This is a genomic window from Brevibacillus sp. HB1.2, from assembly GCF_013332495.1.
Taxonomy (GTDB): Bacteria; Bacillota; Bacilli; order Brevibacillales; family Brevibacillaceae; genus Brevibacillus; species Brevibacillus porteri.
In genome coordinates this window covers 473,481-489,232 of sequence record NZ_JABMIU010000003.1, presented here as the reverse complement: position 1 = coordinate 489,232, position 15,752 = coordinate 473,481, and the positions used below count along the sequence as shown (strand labels likewise).

Annotated in this window: 18 protein-coding genes, 1 pseudogene and 1 other annotated feature; of the genes and pseudogenes, 3 read left to right on the top strand and 16 right to left on the bottom strand. The window is 47.8% G+C overall.

The window, feature by feature from the left end; genetic code table 11:
* The first annotated feature begins 123 nt into the window (after positions 1-123).
* A complete protein-coding gene (locus HPY28_RS10375) occupies positions 124-2,112 on the top strand; it encodes a bifunctional 2',3'-cyclic-nucleotide 2'-phosphodiesterase/3'-nucleotidase (protein WP_173622457.1) in 1,989 nt (662 codons plus the stop codon).
* Between the two features lie 55 nt (positions 2,113-2,167).
* Here HPY28_RS10375 and HPY28_RS10370 read toward each other — a convergent pair whose 3' ends face one another.
* The gene (locus tag HPY28_RS10370; protein ID WP_017247559.1) at positions 2,168-3,196 is read right to left on the bottom strand and encodes a phosphotransferase; all 1,029 of its coding nucleotides are present in this window, start codon (positions 3,194-3,196) and stop codon (positions 2,168-2,170) included.
* A 183-nt stretch (positions 3,197-3,379) separates the two neighbouring features.
* Complete coding sequence (locus tag HPY28_RS30705; RefSeq protein ID WP_256437596.1) at positions 3,380-4,066, bottom strand: prolipoprotein diacylglyceryl transferase; 687 nt, start codon at positions 4,064-4,066, stop codon at positions 3,380-3,382.
* Between the two features lie 147 nt (positions 4,067-4,213).
* On the opposite strand from HPY28_RS30705, the gene HPY28_RS30430 reads away from it, so the two are divergent.
* Complete coding sequence (locus tag HPY28_RS30430; protein WP_254612953.1) at positions 4,214-4,642, top strand: hypothetical protein; 429 nt, start codon at positions 4,214-4,216, stop codon at positions 4,640-4,642.
* 125 nt (positions 4,643-4,767) lie between these two features.
* Here HPY28_RS30430 and HPY28_RS30425 read toward each other — a convergent pair.
* The 6 genes and pseudogenes from HPY28_RS30425 to HPY28_RS10340 all read right to left on the bottom strand — a co-directional run.
* A pseudogene (locus HPY28_RS30425) lies at positions 4,768-4,821 on the bottom strand (LysM peptidoglycan-binding domain-containing protein); the annotation flags it as partial.
* A 149-nt stretch (positions 4,822-4,970) separates the two neighbouring features.
* On the bottom strand, positions 4,971-5,834 hold the full coding sequence (pheA, locus tag HPY28_RS10360) for a prephenate dehydratase (RefSeq protein ID WP_017247555.1): 864 nt from the start codon (positions 5,832-5,834) through the stop codon (positions 4,971-4,973).
* 22 nt (positions 5,835-5,856) lie between these two features.
* Positions 5,857-6,786 carry a homoserine kinase gene (gene thrB / locus HPY28_RS10355; RefSeq protein WP_017247554.1) on the bottom strand — a complete coding sequence of 310 codons (930 nt, stop codon included), beginning with the start codon at positions 6,784-6,786 and terminating at the stop codon, positions 5,857-5,859.
* A complete protein-coding gene (thrC, locus tag HPY28_RS10350; RefSeq protein WP_174230530.1) occupies positions 6,783-7,865 on the bottom strand; it encodes a threonine synthase in 1,083 nt (360 codons plus the stop codon). Before thrC ends, thrB begins: the two co-directional genes overlap by 4 nt.
* Positions 7,865-9,166, bottom strand: coding sequence for a homoserine dehydrogenase (locus tag HPY28_RS10345; RefSeq protein ID WP_174230529.1), 1,302 nt, complete (start codon positions 9,164-9,166; stop codon positions 7,865-7,867). The genes thrC and HPY28_RS10345 overlap by 1 nt, the downstream gene beginning before the upstream one ends.
* 38 nt (positions 9,167-9,204) lie before the next feature.
* Positions 9,205-9,648, bottom strand: coding sequence for an ACT domain-containing protein (locus tag HPY28_RS10340; protein ID WP_017247551.1), 444 nt, complete (start codon positions 9,646-9,648; stop codon positions 9,205-9,207).
* 185 nt (positions 9,649-9,833) lie between these two features.
* On the opposite strand from HPY28_RS10340, the gene HPY28_RS10335 reads away from it, so the two are divergent.
* On the top strand, positions 9,834-9,986 hold the full coding sequence (locus HPY28_RS10335; RefSeq protein WP_007728640.1) for a hypothetical protein: 153 nt from the start codon (positions 9,834-9,836) through the stop codon (positions 9,984-9,986).
* A gap of 50 nt (positions 9,987-10,036) precedes the next feature.
* Here the strand turns inward: HPY28_RS10335 and HPY28_RS10330 are convergent, their stop codons facing one another.
* The 8 genes from HPY28_RS10330 to rplU all read right to left on the bottom strand — a co-directional run bounded on the left by HPY28_RS10330 (position 10,037) and on the right by rplU (position 15,639).
* Entirely contained in the window at positions 10,037-11,215 is a 1,179-nt protein-coding gene (locus HPY28_RS10330; RefSeq protein ID WP_174230528.1) for an NAD(P)/FAD-dependent oxidoreductase, read from the bottom strand.
* 43 nt (positions 11,216-11,258) lie between these two features.
* On the bottom strand, positions 11,259-11,714 hold the full coding sequence (locus tag HPY28_RS10325; protein ID WP_007728644.1) for a helical membrane plugin domain-containing protein: 456 nt from the start codon (positions 11,712-11,714) through the stop codon (positions 11,259-11,261).
* Between the two features lie 290 nt (positions 11,715-12,004).
* Positions 12,005-12,670, bottom strand: coding sequence for a PilZ domain-containing protein (locus HPY28_RS10320; protein WP_174230527.1), 666 nt, complete (start codon positions 12,668-12,670; stop codon positions 12,005-12,007).
* Positions 12,671-12,678: 8 nt separating this feature from the next.
* Positions 12,679-13,956 carry a GTPase ObgE gene (gene obgE / locus HPY28_RS10315; protein ID WP_017247548.1) on the bottom strand — a complete coding sequence of 426 codons (1,278 nt, stop codon included), beginning with the start codon at positions 13,954-13,956 and terminating at the stop codon, positions 12,679-12,681.
* 13 nt (positions 13,957-13,969) lie between these two features.
* Positions 13,970-14,554 (bottom strand): Spo0B C-terminal domain-containing protein, encoded by a 585-nt coding sequence (locus HPY28_RS10310; protein ID WP_017247547.1) that lies wholly within the window; start codon positions 14,552-14,554, stop codon positions 13,970-13,972.
* Positions 14,555-14,662: 108 nt separating this feature from the next.
* Positions 14,663-14,956, bottom strand: a complete 294-nt coding sequence (gene rpmA, locus HPY28_RS10305; protein ID WP_005832382.1) for a 50S ribosomal protein L27 — start codon at positions 14,954-14,956, stop codon at positions 14,663-14,665.
* Between the two features lie 7 nt (positions 14,957-14,963).
* The gene (locus tag HPY28_RS10300) at positions 14,964-15,314 is read right to left on the bottom strand and encodes a ribosomal-processing cysteine protease Prp (protein WP_017247546.1); all 351 of its coding nucleotides are present in this window, start codon (positions 15,312-15,314) and stop codon (positions 14,964-14,966) included.
* A 13-nt stretch (positions 15,315-15,327) separates the two neighbouring features.
* Positions 15,328-15,639: a 50S ribosomal protein L21 gene (gene rplU, locus HPY28_RS10295; protein ID WP_016739197.1), complete on the bottom strand. Its 312-nt coding sequence runs from the start codon at positions 15,637-15,639 to the stop codon at positions 15,328-15,330.
* Between the two features lie 10 nt (positions 15,640-15,649).
* Positions 15,650-15,728 (bottom strand) — a sequence feature (ribosomal protein L21 leader region).
* Between the last annotated feature and the right edge of the window lie 24 nt (positions 15,729-15,752).

The following is a 15,752-nucleotide window of genomic DNA, read 5'->3' as shown; positions in this document are numbered from 1 at the left end:
TTTATTTTTGTCAATACAAAAAATTAATATACTATTTCATCTAGCTATCTATCCAGCGTCCTATTCTAATGATAAACTATTTTTGCTTGGCATTATTGTAAACTTATGGAGGTCATTTCAAACATGAAAAAAACGAACAAAAAAATGCTGACTGCTTTCCTCCTCAGCACTTCTTTGGTTGTTGGCGCTCTCTCTTTTCCTATTACTCCTGTAAGCGCACAAACAGATTCTGTCCTGAAGCTCCGCCTGTTGGAAACGACAGATATCCACACCAACATCGTTAACTATGACTACTATCAAGACAAAAACACAGACGAGTTTGGCCTCGCAAAAACAGCGACACTGGTCAAAAAAGCAAGAGAAGAAGCGAAAAACAGCATCCTGATCGACAACGGTGACTTGTTGCAAGGAAACCCATTGGGCGACTACGTGGCAAAAATCGACCCGTTGAAAGCTGGAGACACTCACCCTGCTTACAAAGCAATGAACCTGATGGACTATGATGTTGCCAATATCGGTAACCACGAGTTCAACTTTGGTTTGGAGTTCTTGGATACCAGCTTGAAGGGTGCAAAATTCCCTTACATAAACTCCAACGTGTATGTAGACGACAAGGACAAAAACCCTGACAATGACAAAAACATGTACACTCCTTACGAAATCCTGGAGCGCACATTTAAAGATGAGAACGGCAAAGATGTAAAACTCAAAGTAGGCGTAATCGGTTTTGTTCCACCACAAATTATGCAGTGGGACAAGGCTAACCTGGAAGGAAAAGTTATCGCGAAAGACATCGTAGAAACTGCCAACAAATTCGTACCTGAAATGAAGAAAAAAGGTGCAGACATCATCATCGCGGTTCCTCACTCCGGAATTGGCCCTACCGAGGGTGGTCCTCAATTGGAGAATGCTAGCTACCAGCTGAGCAAAGTAGATGGTATCGACGCGATCCTGTTCGGACACTCCCACTCCGTATTCCCTGGTCCTGGATTCGATAAAATTCCAGGCGTTGATGCAGAAAAAGGAACGATCAATGGTAAACCAGCCGTTATGCCTGGCTTCTGGGGTAACCACCTCGGTGTGATCGACCTGACGCTGAAACAAGAAAACGGAAAATGGAAAGTGGCTGAGTCCGCTACCAAAGTAGTTCCAATCTATGACAAAGCGAACAAAGCATCCTTGGCTGATGCAGACAAAACTATCGTAGATGCAGTAAAAGAAGATCACGATAAAACAGTTGAATGGGTTCGTTCTGCTGTAGGGAAAACATCTTCCCCGATCTTCAGCTACTTTGCACTTGTGCAAGATGATCCATCTATCCAAATCGTAACCAATGCACAAAAATGGTTCGTTGAGAAAAACGTGAAGGGTACAGAATACGAAGGCATTCCAGTTCTGTCTGCTGGTGCACCATTTAAAGCAGGCGGCCGTAACGGGGTAAGCTACTACTCCAATATCCCAGCTGGTACAATCGCCATCAAAAACGTATCTGACCTGTACATCTACCCGAACACATTGAAAGCGGTTCTGGTCGATGGAGCTACGGTGAAAGAATGGTTGGAGCGTTCCGCTGGACAGTTCAACCAAATCGATCTGAAGAAAACGGATGAGCAACCACTCATCAACGAGTCTTTCCCAACGTACAACTTTGATGTGATCGACGGTGTTACTTATCAAATCGATGTTACACAGCCATCCAAATACGCTGTAGATGGAAAAGTAGCAAGCAAAGATGCAAACCGCATCAAAAACCTGTCTTTTAATGGCAAACCAGTAAAACCTGAAGACAAATTCATCGTCGTAACCAACAACTACCGTGCAAGCGGCGGCGGTGCGTTCCCAGGACTGGATGGCAAAAACATCGTAATCGATTCTCCAGATGAAAACCGTCAAATCGTAATCGACTACATCCTGAACCAAAAAAATATCGACCCAGCAGCAGACAACAACTGGTCTTTTGCTCCAGTAAACGCGAAGCTGAACGTTACATTCACTTCTTCTCCTGACGCGAAACCATTCGCTGAAAAATTGTCCAATATCAAGTTCATCAACGTATTGGAAACTGGGTTTGCGAAATTCTCTATTGATCTGTCCAAGCCTGCTTCCAAGTAAGCTTGTCACCAACACAAACATCCCTCTTTCGAGAGGGATGTTTTGTTTTATCCGACTATCCGACAAAATGGTAATGCCCCCATGGAGAGTGCTGGAAAATTCGTTCTCCATCGTTTAAAAAACGTTGGCGATTCGCCATCACTTTGCCTTCCATTTGGATCAGCTGCATGACGCCCTTCATGTGGTAGCCTGGGCGCTGACTATACAAGCCCGTTACCTCCCGCAAGAAATTATCCGGATAGCGAAGCAATTGATGAACAGCCCATATCTGGGTATCAGATAAATAGTTGATGTTACTATAGGCTTCCATCGCTTCCACAAAGGAATCCATGCGGTAGTCTTGCATCAACAGCATTCGTGACATTAATTGTACAAGGTCAACAAGCTGAAGATCATGACCTACTGTATCAAGGTCAATCAAATAGCAATTGCCTCGCTCCGTAAGCAGAAAGTTATGACTCGCCACGTCTCTGTGCGCGAGTGTCCCCTTCTCCATGGCTAAAAACATTTCTGGCGTCAAAGGCAGCTTGTAGGCAGATTGCAGCAGCTCCTTGCCATCTCGAAGAACGTGATCTGCCTGGTGCGAAATGAGTTGCTCCAGTTTGCTCTGGGGTCCTTTCTGTTCAATCGACCACATCAACCGCTCAAAGTATTCCAAGCGGCTCTCCCATTTATCTAAAAGAGCCGGTTTTCCTTCATACGCATACGTATGAGCAATAGGAAAACCCTGAGCTGCAACATGAAAACGGGCTAATGTTTCTGCTGTTTTTTTGACATCGAAAAGAGAAGCGTTATCTGCTTCATGCCCATCAATCATTTTCATGATGGTGTAATGACGGTCTTCAAATGCAAAAATTTTGGATCCTTCATGATTCTCCACATACTGCACAGTATGATGAAAGCCCTTCTCATGTAGTGCATCCGCTAACTCTGTCACCCACACAGCTTTTTCGACCTGCTTATATCCTTTGAGTATCCAGTGGCCCCTGTCTGTTTTTAACAGGTTGACGTTTCGCTTCGGCTTCACACCGTAGATTTGACAGCGAAAAGCCTTTTCAATGGTGGATAAGATTCCTTTGTTCATCCCATACCCTCTCAGTAAGAAGAGGAATCTTCATGCCCATCTCCCCAGTTCGGCCAAACCCCTTGTTCAGGCATGGTAGCCATACACGGGGAAGGCGGGAACATCATGTTATTGTGAATATCCTGTGGAGAACGATTGTACTTGCCTTTTCGGCCTTTGTACTCCCGGACTTCAGAAGAACACTCACATGATGATGACTCCACTGGTTCCGGGCACACAGGCCTTTTCGCTCGTGGCCGCTTTAATGGCATGGGTGGAAATGGTGGTGGGCATGGATAAGGAAACGGCGGCATCGGTCTGATTGGTGGTGGGACAATTGGAAATGGATTGATTGGTCGCATTTGTTCTGGACTCACAATCGGTCGTCGATTTGGATAAAACGGGCCCATCCACGGGTTCCCGAACGGTGGGCAAGGCGGAAATGGCGGGCATGGTGGCATGAACGGCGGTGGGAATGGCGGGAACGGACGCACCTGTGGCATTGGCCTGCGCTCTTGCTCTGGACTTACCCTCGTCGATGGCTTCAGCTTCTGTTGCGGACTCACTTTTGAAGGTGGCTTGAGCTGCTGTTGTGGGCTCACCTTTGAAGGCGGCTTCATCGGCCGCAACGGACTCACCCGTGTTGGTGGATAGTTTGGCTGCATCGGTTGCAACGGACTCACCCGCGGTGGTGGATAATTTGGCTGCATCGGTTGCAACGGACTTACTCGTGGTGGGTAGTTTGGCTGCATCGGTTGCAACGGACTTACCCGTGGTGGTGGATAGTTTGGCTGCATCGGTTGCAACGGACTTACCCGTGGTGGTGGATAGTTTGGCGGCATCGGTTGCAATGGACTTACCCGTGGTGGTGGATAATTTGGCTGTGGGCAAGGTGGGCATGCATATGCTGGCGGTCTTGTAGGCTGTAATGGCAAGACCTGAGTTGGTGGTCTATATGGAATGCTAGGCACATTTTGATTCGGTGGAATCGCTGGTGGATAAATATACGGACTCACTCCGGTTGGAGGTGGAGTCGGTATGAGTGGACGTATAGGAACAGGAGGAACCGGAGGAAGCACATTTGGCTTGCCTGAAATGTTCGGTGGTTTATACGGTGTTGGCTTCTCGATTGGTTTCTCGATCGGTTTTTCGATTGGCTTTTCAATCGGCTCCGTTGGTTTTGGAATAGGCTGTGTTGGTGGTGGAGGTGGTAATGTAGGTGGTGCTGTTGGCCTGACTACCTCTGGTGAAACAGAAGGGACTGGTGGTCTTGGCATTTCTTTGGGTGGCCTTGGCATCTCCTTGGGTGGCCTCGTAGGAATGGGAGCTGGCAGTGGAGTAGGCCTGATCTCCTCCCTTGATTCGATTTGCACCTCTCCTGATTCTTCTGGCTCAATTGGCCGCCTTTCGATTTGTTGCGGTACCTCCATCTCTTCCTCTTCCGTAATCGGTCTTTCTTTCACATAAGGGGCCGCCTCACTCATTGGATGGGGGGGCGTCGTTCTTTGCTGTGGTCGGACAGGAACTTGTTTCGCCGGAATCTTGATTCTCGCTCCAGGATAAATTGTATCGGGAGTTTTTAATTGACTATTAAGGCGTAACAGTTCTTTGTAATCGACGCCATATCTTTTGGCGATCTTCCACATCGTATCGCCTTTTTGGACGATGTGTATTCTCAATGTTTTTCTCCTCCCTTGCACCAAACTCCCTAACATCGTATGCAGTCATGGGCGTTTTGCTCCTTGACGCCACTCCTTTGTTGGGAGGGAGCCAGAAAAAGAAAAAACCAATCCCTCTAGGAATTGGTCTGATGCATATAAAATGGATACGTCCCGAGCTGACGAACTTGACAACCAATGGCTTCAATCTCCGCAAACGCTCCTGGCAACAAGACGTCGTCCATCTTCTGCTCAATGTCGATGACAAAATAATAGCTTCCGAGTGCCCTCTTCGTTGGACGCGATTCGATTCGAGACAAGTTTACCTTTCTCCAAGCAAAAGCAGCCAGCACTTGATACAATGCTCCTGGGAAATCTTCCGGCAGCGTGACCAGAATCGTCGTCTTTTCCTTGCGGGAAACCGGCAGATCAAGACTTTCCAGACCAACGAGAACAAAACGCGTGTAGTTATTCGAATAATCTTGAATTTGTTCACGCGCAAACTCCAATGGATAAATCTCTACGTTCAATCGAGTACCAACAGCAGCCCACGGCTCTTCTGGATGCTCACTCACCATTTTTGCTGCCAATGCCGTACTGTTTACCGTTTCGATCGCTGCTTCCGGCAAATTCTCACGCAAAAAGTTGTGGCTTTGTGCAATCGCTTGAGGATGTGACAACACTCTCGTAATCGCTGACAAAGGCAATGGGTGCTCTCTTTTTGCCACCAGCAAGTTTTGCGTAATCGGTAGTGCGAGCTCCGCCAGAATGGGCAAATCTACTTCGTGAATGAGCCAATCCAGTGTAGAATTGACTGTTCCTTCAATGGAGTTTTCCATCGGTACGACACCGTATGCCACTTCCTTTTTGGAAACAGCGTCTAGTACTTCAATAATACTTGGGTACGGAACGAAAGATAACTTTTGTCCGAGCGACAATATCCTCGCTGCTTCTTCGGTAAACGTTCCACGCGGTCCTAGAAAAGCAAGTTTCTTCTCCATGGCTACTCCTATCCACTATGGTCTATCTCTGATGGATTTCTACCTGTACGCCATTTTCGTCCGGTTGCAAGATCATCACGCGGTACGAGATGTCGTGCCCTTTCATCACTCTGTCCACAAATGCACGCAGCTTCTCTAATTCTTCATCCGAAGAGAAAAAACAGAGGATCGTCGGTCCCGCGCCGCTTAAAGCAGCCCCCAGTGCCCCGTGTTCAGTCGCTTTGTCCAGGATTTCGTTCAATCCAGGTACAAGCTTTGCTCGATACGGCTGATGCAACCGATCCGACATTGCCCGTCCCATCAGGTCGAGTCTGCCTTGTGCCAGTGCAGCAACTAGCAAACTACTATGACCCACATTATATACAACATCCTCTCTGCTGTACACCTGCGGCAAGACGTTCCGCGCTTTTTCTGTCGAGAGCATGAATTCTGGGATCACGACGAGTGTTTGCAATCCCGCCGGAGCAGAAAACCGCACATATGGAATGGGGTCTCCTGGTACTTCAGGCATCGTCGCAACAATGATACCGCCAAACATCGAAGCTCCCGCATTATCCGGATGCCCTTCTAGGCGTGTTGCCTTTTCAAACAATTGCTCACGAGTAAATGGTTCGCCAGCGAGATGGTTGGCCGCTACAAGTGCACCTACAATCGCAGCCGCACTACTCCCCAATCCCCTCGTCAGGGGAGCATCACTGGAAGCACGAATCGCCAGCTCAGGAATGGCGAGACCTGCTTCTTGAAACAATCCCGCCGCAACCTTGTACAGGAGATTGTTTTTGTCCGTCGGTGTTCCTTGCAGCTCCTTGCCCATCATCTCTACTGTCGTATGATCACTGATTTCCATTTCTACGACAGAATACAACTGGAAAGCCATTCCCAGCGCATCGAATCCCGGTCCCAGATTCGCTGTTGTTGCTGGTATGGTTACTTTTACACGTTGTCCATTCATGATACAAATTCTCTCCCACTTTGACGAACCAGCTCCATCACAGCTTCATGTGTCGCCGGAACAGAACGGGGCTCTTCACCTACCAGCTTCAAAGCGATATTTGGATCTTTTAGTCCGTTTCCAGTCAGTACACACACGATCTGGCTGCCGGGTTGAAGCCTGCCCGCCTCATGCAGCTTGATAATGCCAGCCAGCGATGCTGCCGAGGCAGGCTCACAAAACACACCTTCACTCTTCGCCAGCAAATGATAGGCATGCAAAATTTCTTCGTCCGTTACACTATCGATGAGACCGCTTGATTTCGAAATGGCATTCAAAGCACCATCCTTGCTCGCCGGGTTACCAATGCGAATGGCTGTCGCAATCGTTTCAGGGTTGGCTACTGGTTTGCCATGAACCAACGGCGCTGCTCCCGCTGCCTGGAAACCGTACATCTTAGGCAAGCGGCTCGATTTTTTGGCTGCAAAATATTCCTCGAAGCCTTTCCAATATGCTGTAATGTTTCCTGCGTTGCCAACTGGGATGGCCAAAATGTCAGGTGCGTCCGTCAGCGCATCGCACACTTCAAACGCCGCGGTCTTTTGTCCCTCGATCCGGTAAGGGTTCACGGAATTCACCAGTGTAATCGGTTCTTTCGCTGTGATTTTGCGAACGATATCCAGCGCTTCATCAAAATTACCGTCAATCGCGATGACTTCTGCACCATAGGCGATAGCCTGAGCCAACTTGCCTAACGCGATATTGCCGTTCGGGATCAGGACGATGCAACGCAATCCTGAGCGTGCCGCATACGCCGCAGCTGCTGCTGATGTATTTCCCGTCGAAGCGCACATGATTGTGTTGCTTCCCTCTTCTACCGCTTTGGCTACAGCCATGACCATGCCTCTATCTTTGAAAGAGCCAGTCGGATTGAGCCCCTCGTACTTGACGTACAGCTCCACCCCCAATTGTTTGGAAAGATTCGGAGCATGGATTAGGGGTGTGTTTCCTTCATGCAAGCTGACCAGCGGAGTTTTTTCTGTGATCGGGAGAAATTCCTGATAACGTGCCAAGATGCCAGACTGTCGATCAAAAGCCATTATTTGTCTCCCCCTTCTACACGGTAGCAGCTCTGCACAGTTGATACGATATCCATCTGCTCCATGAAAGCCAGTACCGCATCCATGTCACTTTTTGAGGACAGGTGTGTAATCATGATAATCTCCGCTTCACGTCCGTTGTTGAACGGTTGCTGGATGACCTGCTCAAGGGAAATATTTTTGTCTGCCAATAGCTGCGTAATTTGAGCAAGAACACCGCGTTTATCTGCAACTACGATGCGCAGGAAGTATTTAGAGAATTTTTCGCTGTCTTCTTTCAATACTTTTTCTTTGTAGGGAGCAACCATTCCGCGTCCATTCACTCCTAGCTTTCTGTTTTTGACGACAGTGACCAGGTCAGACACAACGGCGGTAGCAGTCGGCATTTCACCTGCGCCCGGCCCGTAAAACATGGTTTCTCCTACCGCTTCCCCATGTACGTACACGGCATTAAAGACACCATTTACGGAAGCGAGTGGATGGGATTTTGGAACCAGAGTCGGCTGCACACTTACCTCAATCGCCTCTTCGTCACGACGAGCCAGGCCGAGCAGCTTGATTTCGTAGCCCAGTTGTTTGCCATAAGCGATATCTTCCTTGCTCACGGAGCTGATCCCTTTTACGTCCACATCTTCGAGCTTCATCGGTACACGGAAGCCCAGTGTTGCCAGAATCGCCATTTTGCGGGCGGCATCAAAGCCCTCCACATCGGAGGTTGGGTCCTGCTCCGCGTAGCCCAGTGCTTGCGCTTCTTTCAATACCTCACTATATTCTGCGCCCTCTTGACTCATTTTGGTCATGATGTAATTGGTCGTCCCGTTGACAATCCCCATCATTTTCGCGATACGGTCTGAGGAAAACCCCTCTACTAGCGCACGCAAAATTGGTATTCCACCAGCCACGCTTGCCTCGTAGAAAACGTCACAGCCCTTTTCTTGAGCCTTCTCTAAAATTTCGGCTCCGTGCAACGCCATCAGATCCTTGTTGGCTGTTACTACGTGCTTGCCTCGTTCGAGTGCACCCAAAATGTACTCTTTTGCAGGGTGAATGCCACCAATTACTTCTACGATGACTTCAATTTCTGGATCATCCAAAAGACTAGCAGGGTCTGTGGTCAGCGCGCCCTCCATGGATGAAATATTGCGAGATTTTTCCGCATCCTGAACAAGAATACGGGAAACCTCAATACTGAGGCCGGTTTGCTTTTGCAAATCCTCCTGATGCGCTTGAATGATGCGTACTACACCAGTCCCTACTGTTCCAAAACCCATTAATCCCAATTTAATGCTCTGCTTCTCCATGTCTCTCTCCCCTGCCTTTTCTTTGATTGTTTTTTTGCTTAGCCTCTACCGACGATCATCGCTTTGCGAACGCCCGGGATCAGCTGCAAGCTATCCAAAAACTCCGTGCTAGATACGCGAAGATTAGCCATATCGACTGACATGGATATAGTAGCAATCCCTTGAAGTGGTATCGTCTGATTGATGGTCAATACGTTTCCACCTTGATCTGCTACATATGTGAGCACTTTGGACAAGTAACCTGACATGTGATCCAAAGAGAACGTAAACGTCATAATTTTTTCGCTCATCATCGAATTGAACGGAAAAATGCCATCTTTGTACTTATAAAAAGCACTGCGGCTCAATCCCACCCGTTCAACCGCTTCGTTCACAGTATCCACTTCGCCGGATTCCAGCATCTTCTTGGCTTCAATCGTTTTGGCAATCGATTCTGGCAGGATGTCAGATCGAATCAAGTAGAATTTTTCTTCCTTTTTCATGCGTTGTGTCCTCCTGAGAAAAACAGTTGTTTCTTCATAGAGGACATTATAACGGAAAGCATGGAATGTGACAATCCTTATCCGTCACTTTTTTTCATCGGATCACATTTGGTTTACTTTGATTACATGAGGGGGAGCTTCTTCGCGCACAATAATGCGTATCGTATGGAGGAGGTGAAAGACAAATGGCCGGACGTGGAAAGTCAGATAAATCGGAGCGCCGTAACAATCACCCAGCTGGTAAGCCAAGCAGTCTCGAACAGTTTGGCAATGACATGCGGGGCAAAAAGATGGCACAATCCCCAAACGTGATTGAAGATCCAAGCGGAAACGGATAAACAAACACAAAAAACCCGGGATACCATGATCCCGGGTTTTCCTGATTCGATTAGTATGCCAAAGAGGACAGACCGTTGATATGAGTCAAGTAGCGAACGTTACTCGCTTCTTTCATCAAGGTTGCAGGCAGACCTTTCAGCTTCAGTTGGCTTGCACCGATTGTTCCGATCGCGTCTTTACGGCCCAGGCTACCCAATGTACCGGAGAATACCGGTTTGAAGGTATCCATTTTGGTGCCGTTGAAGTGTGCGAAGAGATTGTGACCTACTACTTCGCCCATTTGCCATGCCAGTTGCGCAGTCGGAGGGTATGGACGACCTTCTGGCCCCATTACGACCGCACTGTCACCTGCAAGGAATACATCAGGGTGAGAAGTGGATTGCAGGAATTCTGTAACAGTTGCACGTCCGCGGTTTACTTCCACGCCGCATTCAGCCACTACGCGATTTCCTTGTACGCCACCTGTCCATACCATTGTTTTGGTTTCAATGGTACCGCCATCTTTCAGACAAACTGTGGTTTCTTTCATTTCCGTTACAGGTACGCCTGTCAGGAACTGAACACCGCGTTTTTCCAAACTCGTTTTCGCACGTTCAACCAGGTCAGGAGCAAAACCAGCCAAAATGGATGGACCTGCTTCTACGCAGTAGATGGATACGTCTGCAAAGTCTACGCCGTGTTTGTGGCACAGATTTGGCAACATATCAGCGAATTCCCCAACCAGCTCGATACCGGTCAGACCGCCACCACCTACAACGAAGGTAGCATCTGCTTTATTTTTGCTCGTCTTGTATTCAATCACGCGCTCTTCGAGGTGTGCTCGCAGACGATTTGCTTCTTCTACGGACTTCAGTGTAAAGCTGTACTCTTGCAGACCTGGGATTCCGAAGAATGCGGTTTCACTACCCAGCGCAATCACCAAAGCATCGTATTTGATGGACTCGCCACTCCCCAGTGTAACGCGTTGGGAGTCGAGACCAATATTTTCTACCGTGTCTACTACGAGGTTAATCTCTTTGCCACGCAGCAATCTTTCCAGAGGGAGCGCCACGTTTTGTTCAGACAGGTTTCCTACTGCCAAGCGGTGCAGTTCCGTAATGATTTGGTGAGTAGGAAAACGGTTTACCACCGTGATCGACGCTTCTTCAGCCGTCATGTATTTACGTGCAGTCAATGCGCTGAGCAAACCGCCATAACCGCCGCCTAGAATCAGAATATGCTTCGCCATGCCCAATCCTCCGTCCTTGTCTTACATTCCATAATAAAAAATACTAGCGTTTTTGTTGTTGACGTTCTGCTGATACTTCCAGGAATGCTTGTGCGAAACGCAAAGTTTTTTGTACTTGCGGATCCTTGAGCATTTTGAGAATACCGAACAAACCGATAGTAGACTCTTCAACATGAACACGGTCATTGGCTTCAATGGCTGCTTGCGCAATACCTTTCGCTTTATCAGAGATCGGTTTTACGAACTCTTCCATTCCGCCTTTGATGTCGTCGATCAACACATGATCATTTGCTACTGTTTGTACCAAATCATATGTTTTGGTCAAAAGAGTTGTCAGTTCTGCCAATTTAGGCAGGTTCGCCACCAATACGTTAAGTGACTCTTGGATTTCTGGTTTCATCAACTGATCGAGTACATCTTGTTGCTGCGCTGGTGCCAGAGTTGCAGTGCTTGCTACTTCAGCAGCAGCTTGAGCTTGTTGCGTAGTTGTTTGAGACATAAAAAAAACGTCCTCCTTTGCTTTGGAATAGAGGCCTTTTATTCTCGATGCCTGTTCATACGAGTAACGGCCGCTATTCTCCCTGAAAATCCGGTAAAAAATTGCTTGTAACATTTTTCACAAAGTTAAGCAGAAAACGGATTCGAATAATAAAAAGTGAATGATTTCACAAGTATTTATTCAGGAAAGCGTACACAACAAATCATGAAGTGAACAGGCTCGATGTAGAACTCTATGTACTCTACTATATACCTTCTTCACAGGAACATCAAAGGAAAAAAACCGCTTCCTTAGGAAGAAGCGGTAGTTGAGAGCTTTTTATAGTAATCTTTGATGAGTTCATGGTGCTTTTCATTGATATCCGTAAAGATTAATTCAATGATCGATTGTTTGTCTTGGAACGTTTTTTCCACGATTTTCGCCATCATGACGATCTCCTGCGCTTGCTTCGGTATCTTGAAAGACAAGTGGAGAAAATCGCCCTTCGACACATAACCGTCCGTTCCCAAAACAAGACGGGTAGGAGAAAATTTCAGCAACACTGCCTCGCCTTTTTCTTCGATCGGTCTAGCTCCCATCACCTTGTAAGGGACAGAAATACCGAGATCTGGGGAGATGGGATCCTGCTTGCGCTTTTGTGTAATTTCTACCCCTATACTAATCGGAATCATCCCTAAAAGCTTGATCGGCCAAAGCGTTTGCTCTGAAACTACTTCCAAATCAATGGTATTCACTGCCGCATTCGTTTCCCAACGAATGCGTACAGTTGATCCGAGAAGCTCTGCTTTCGTTTCAGGCTTCATCTCGTAGGAAACTACGAGATAACTGCCCTTTGCATGTTCAACCATAACTTGGACAGGTGTCTTCACCTGCTTGGAGATGATTAGCGGTAGCATCGCACCGCGTTGGAGTCGTTTATCCCCCAAAAATGGGTTCAGTGATGGGACATCAATCATGGTTTTTGTCACTCCACAAAGTCAAACTCTAATTTGCCGATCCGAACGGTATCCCCGTCTTTTGCTCCCAGCTTGCGCAGAGCATCATCTACACCCATAAAGCGCATTTGTCTTGCAAAACGCTGGGCTGCATCATAGCTGGTCAGATTGGTCATGCGTACGAGCTTCTCGATCTTTTCACCGCTGACAACAAATACTTCGTTATCACGCGTAATCTCGAATTCCTCTGGTTCTTTTTCTGCTCGGAACACCACGCGCTCTTCCACTTCCGCAACTTCCTCGACAGCAGGCTTGTCCGGAATCGTCGCCAAGGCATCCCCGATCGCATACATCAATTCTTGTACGCCTTGACGGGTTGCAGCAGAGATCTCGTACACCTTCACATCTGGAACCTTTTCCTTGAAAATACGCAGGTTTTCCTCTGCTTCTGGCAGTTCCATTTTGTTCGCGACTACAATTTGCGGACGATCTTCGAGCTTCAGGTTATACATAGTCAGCTCTCGGTTGATCTGCAAATAATCCTCGTATGGATCGCGTCCATCTACCGCTGCCATGTCAATCACATGAACGATCAAGCGCGTACGCTCTACGTGACGCAGGAATTGGTGACCAAGACCCACACCTTCATGCGCGCCTTCAATCAATCCTGGCAAGTCAGCCATTACGAAGCTCTGCTCGCCCAAGTCCACAACACCCAGATTCGGTGTCAGCGTCGTAAAGTGGTACGCCGCAATTTTTGGCTTCGCCGCTGTTACACTAGACAGCAAGGTGGATTTTCCTACACTCGGATAGCCAACCAAGCCCACATCTGCAATCAGCTTGAGCTCCATGACAATGTAACGCTCTTGACCTGGTTCTCCGTTCTCCGAGATGTGTGGGGCTGGATTCGAAGAGTTGGCAAAACGAATATTGCCTCGTCCACCACGTCCGCCTTTTGCGATCACAGCACGTTGACCCTGCTCCACGAGATCGACAATCACTTCTTTAGTATCATCATCAATGACAGTTGTTCCCGGTGGCACGCGCACGACCATATCTTCCGCGCCAGCTCCGTGCTGAGATTTGTTGCGGCCATGCTCTCCGCGAGGTGCTTTGAAATGTCGTTGATAGCGGAAATCTACCAGTGTACGCAGACCTTCGTCCACGACAAACACGACATCTCCACCTTGACCGCCATCTCCACCCGCTGGACCACCCAGCGGTACGTATTTCTCCCGGCGAAAGGAGACAGCTCCATTACCACCGTCCCCGCCTTTTACATATACTTTTACCTGATCGACAAACATGGTGTCACCTCTTTCATTCCGCGAATGGGATCACCAAATTCAGGACCCATTCTTCTTCCGTATGTATCCACTCGGTGACCTCCACCGTACTCTGTTCGCTTTTACGTATCAGCTTTTCCAATTCTTCCATTCCGGATGCACGTAGTACACCGGCCAGGTCAAAACGAAAATGAACGCCACGCTCATCCATTTGCAAGCTTACCTGCATGCTGGCTGCTTCGTAGCCGCTCTGATCTACATGATCGTTCACTGTGCATAATATCTCTGACACCAACTGGAACAAGTCTTGCTCGTTCAAAACTACTCGCGTGAGATCCACATGATTGCACACGTCTACTTCTAAAAGCAATTCATTGTTCAGTGCATTAAATGTCAAGAAGAAGACGGACAACAAGGAGCTATTCAATCGGGCAACCATCGATTCCTGCATCGCCATCTGTGCAATGCGTTTCAAATGGGCCTCTCCTTGTTCAGTACGGTTCAAATGCAAATAGCCGAGCAGAACCTGAACGTGGTTCAACCAGTCATGCCGCTGCCTGTTCAGAACGGTCAGCAGTTGGTCTGTCTGATGCGTAAACAGCCTCCGCTCGTCCCCCATCACATTCACCCAAGTCGATAAGAATATCTTTCCCATCTATTGTACCATAAAAAAGAGCCGGACAAAAAGAAAACCCAGCTATATCGCTGGGTTTTTCTTAACAAATATTTACGCTTCAGAAGCAACTGGCTCGATCACAACTTGTTTGCGATCACGGCCCAGACGCTTGAAACGAACAACACCATCTGCAGTTGCAAACAGAGTGTCGTCTCCGCCTTTCATTACGTTCGCACCTGGGTAAATCTTTGTTCCGCGTTGACGAACGAGAATGTTACCAGCAGTAACGAATTGCCCGTCGCCACGTTTCACGCCCAGACGTTTGGAAATGGAATCGCGACCGTTCTTTGTGGAACCTACCCCTTTTTTCGATGCGAAAAACTGAAGGTCCAAGTTAAACAGCATGTTCATATCAGACACCTCCCTGCCATTTATGATCATTTACTTTTACGTATTTGCCGTAATTCGCCTCAACCGACAAAAGAGCAATAACCATGCTCTCTGCCAAAAGCTGTTGTTTCTCTCGTGCAGTCTCATCATCCGAAGAAGAAAGGCTCCACTTCAAGAACCCACCGCCTTCTTGTGCGACAGCGACATCAGGAGTGATGCCCGTCAAAGGTTGGATGGCGTTTAATATACCAAAGCTGATGCCTGATACAGCAGAACAAACGATGTCTGCCCCATAGGCACCCGCATTGGCATGTCCGGAAATACTAATTTCATGGATACCGTGCAACGCACGGCTCACGATCACTTCAATCATAACAAGTCACCAATTAAGCGTTGATCTTTTCGATCACAACTTTAGTGAATGGTTGACGGTGACCTTGCTTGCGACGGTAGTTTTTCTTGGCTTTGTATTTGTACACGATAATCTTTGCAGATTTACCGTGTTTTTCTACTTTACCAGTTACCGTTGCACCAGCTACTGTAGGAGCTCCTGCAGTAACTTTGCCGTCTTTGCTTACGAAGAGAACTTTGTCAAAAGTAACAACGTCTCCTTCGTTGCCAGCCAATTTCTCGATGAAGAGAACTGCTCCCTCTTCAACTTTGTATTGCTTTCCACCGGTTTCGATAATTGCGTACACTGTGTGCACCTCCTATACTCAGACTCGCCTTTACAGGTGCGTCGACGAGCGACGGCTTATGTACCTGATTCGTGCGGTTACAGTATGCACGAGACATATCTGCATGACAACCA

Excerpts from the sequence above, each read along its gene's own strand:
- HPY28_RS10375 (WP_173622457.1), top strand. The coding sequence starts at position 124 with ATGAAAAAAACGAACAAAAAAATGCTGACTGCTTTCCTCCTCAGCACT.
- HPY28_RS10370 (WP_017247559.1), bottom strand. The coding sequence starts at position 3,196 with ATGAACAAAGGAATCTTATCCACCATTGAAAAGGCTTTTCGCTGTCAA.
- HPY28_RS30430 (WP_254612953.1), top strand. The coding sequence starts at position 4,214 with ATGAGTGGACGTATAGGAACAGGAGGAACCGGAGGAAGCACATTTGGC.
- pheA (WP_017247555.1), bottom strand. The coding sequence starts at position 5,834 with ATGGAGAAGAAACTTGCTTTTCTAGGACCGCGTGGAACGTTTACCGAA.
- thrB (WP_017247554.1), bottom strand. The coding sequence starts at position 6,786 with ATGAATGGACAACGTGTAAAAGTAACCATACCAGCAACAACAGCGAAT.
- thrC (WP_174230530.1), bottom strand. The coding sequence starts at position 7,865 with ATGGCTTTTGATCGACAGTCTGGCATCTTGGCACGTTATCAGGAATTT.
- HPY28_RS10345 (WP_174230529.1), bottom strand. The coding sequence starts at position 9,166 with ATGGAGAAGCAGAGCATTAAATTGGGATTAATGGGTTTTGGAACAGTA.
- HPY28_RS10340 (WP_017247551.1), bottom strand. The coding sequence starts at position 9,648 with ATGAAAAAGGAAGAAAAATTCTACTTGATTCGATCTGACATCCTGCCA.
- HPY28_RS10335 (WP_007728640.1), top strand. The coding sequence starts at position 9,834 with ATGGCCGGACGTGGAAAGTCAGATAAATCGGAGCGCCGTAACAATCAC.
- HPY28_RS10330 (WP_174230528.1), bottom strand. The coding sequence starts at position 11,215 with ATGGCGAAGCATATTCTGATTCTAGGCGGCGGTTATGGCGGTTTGCTC.
- HPY28_RS10325 (WP_007728644.1), bottom strand. The coding sequence starts at position 11,714 with ATGTCTCAAACAACTACGCAACAAGCTCAAGCTGCTGCTGAAGTAGCA.
- HPY28_RS10320 (WP_174230527.1), bottom strand. The coding sequence starts at position 12,670 with ATGATTGATGTCCCATCACTGAACCCATTTTTGGGGGATAAACGACTC.
- obgE (WP_017247548.1), bottom strand. The coding sequence starts at position 13,956 with ATGTTTGTCGATCAGGTAAAAGTATATGTAAAAGGCGGGGACGGTGGT.
- HPY28_RS10310 (WP_017247547.1), bottom strand. The coding sequence starts at position 14,554 with ATGGGGGACGAGCGGAGGCTGTTTACGCATCAGACAGACCAACTGCTG.
- rpmA (WP_005832382.1), bottom strand. The coding sequence starts at position 14,956 with ATGCTGTTTAACTTGGACCTTCAGTTTTTCGCATCGAAAAAAGGGGTA.
- HPY28_RS10300 (WP_017247546.1), bottom strand. The coding sequence starts at position 15,314 with ATGATTGAAGTGATCGTGAGCCGTGCGTTGCACGGTATCCATGAAATT.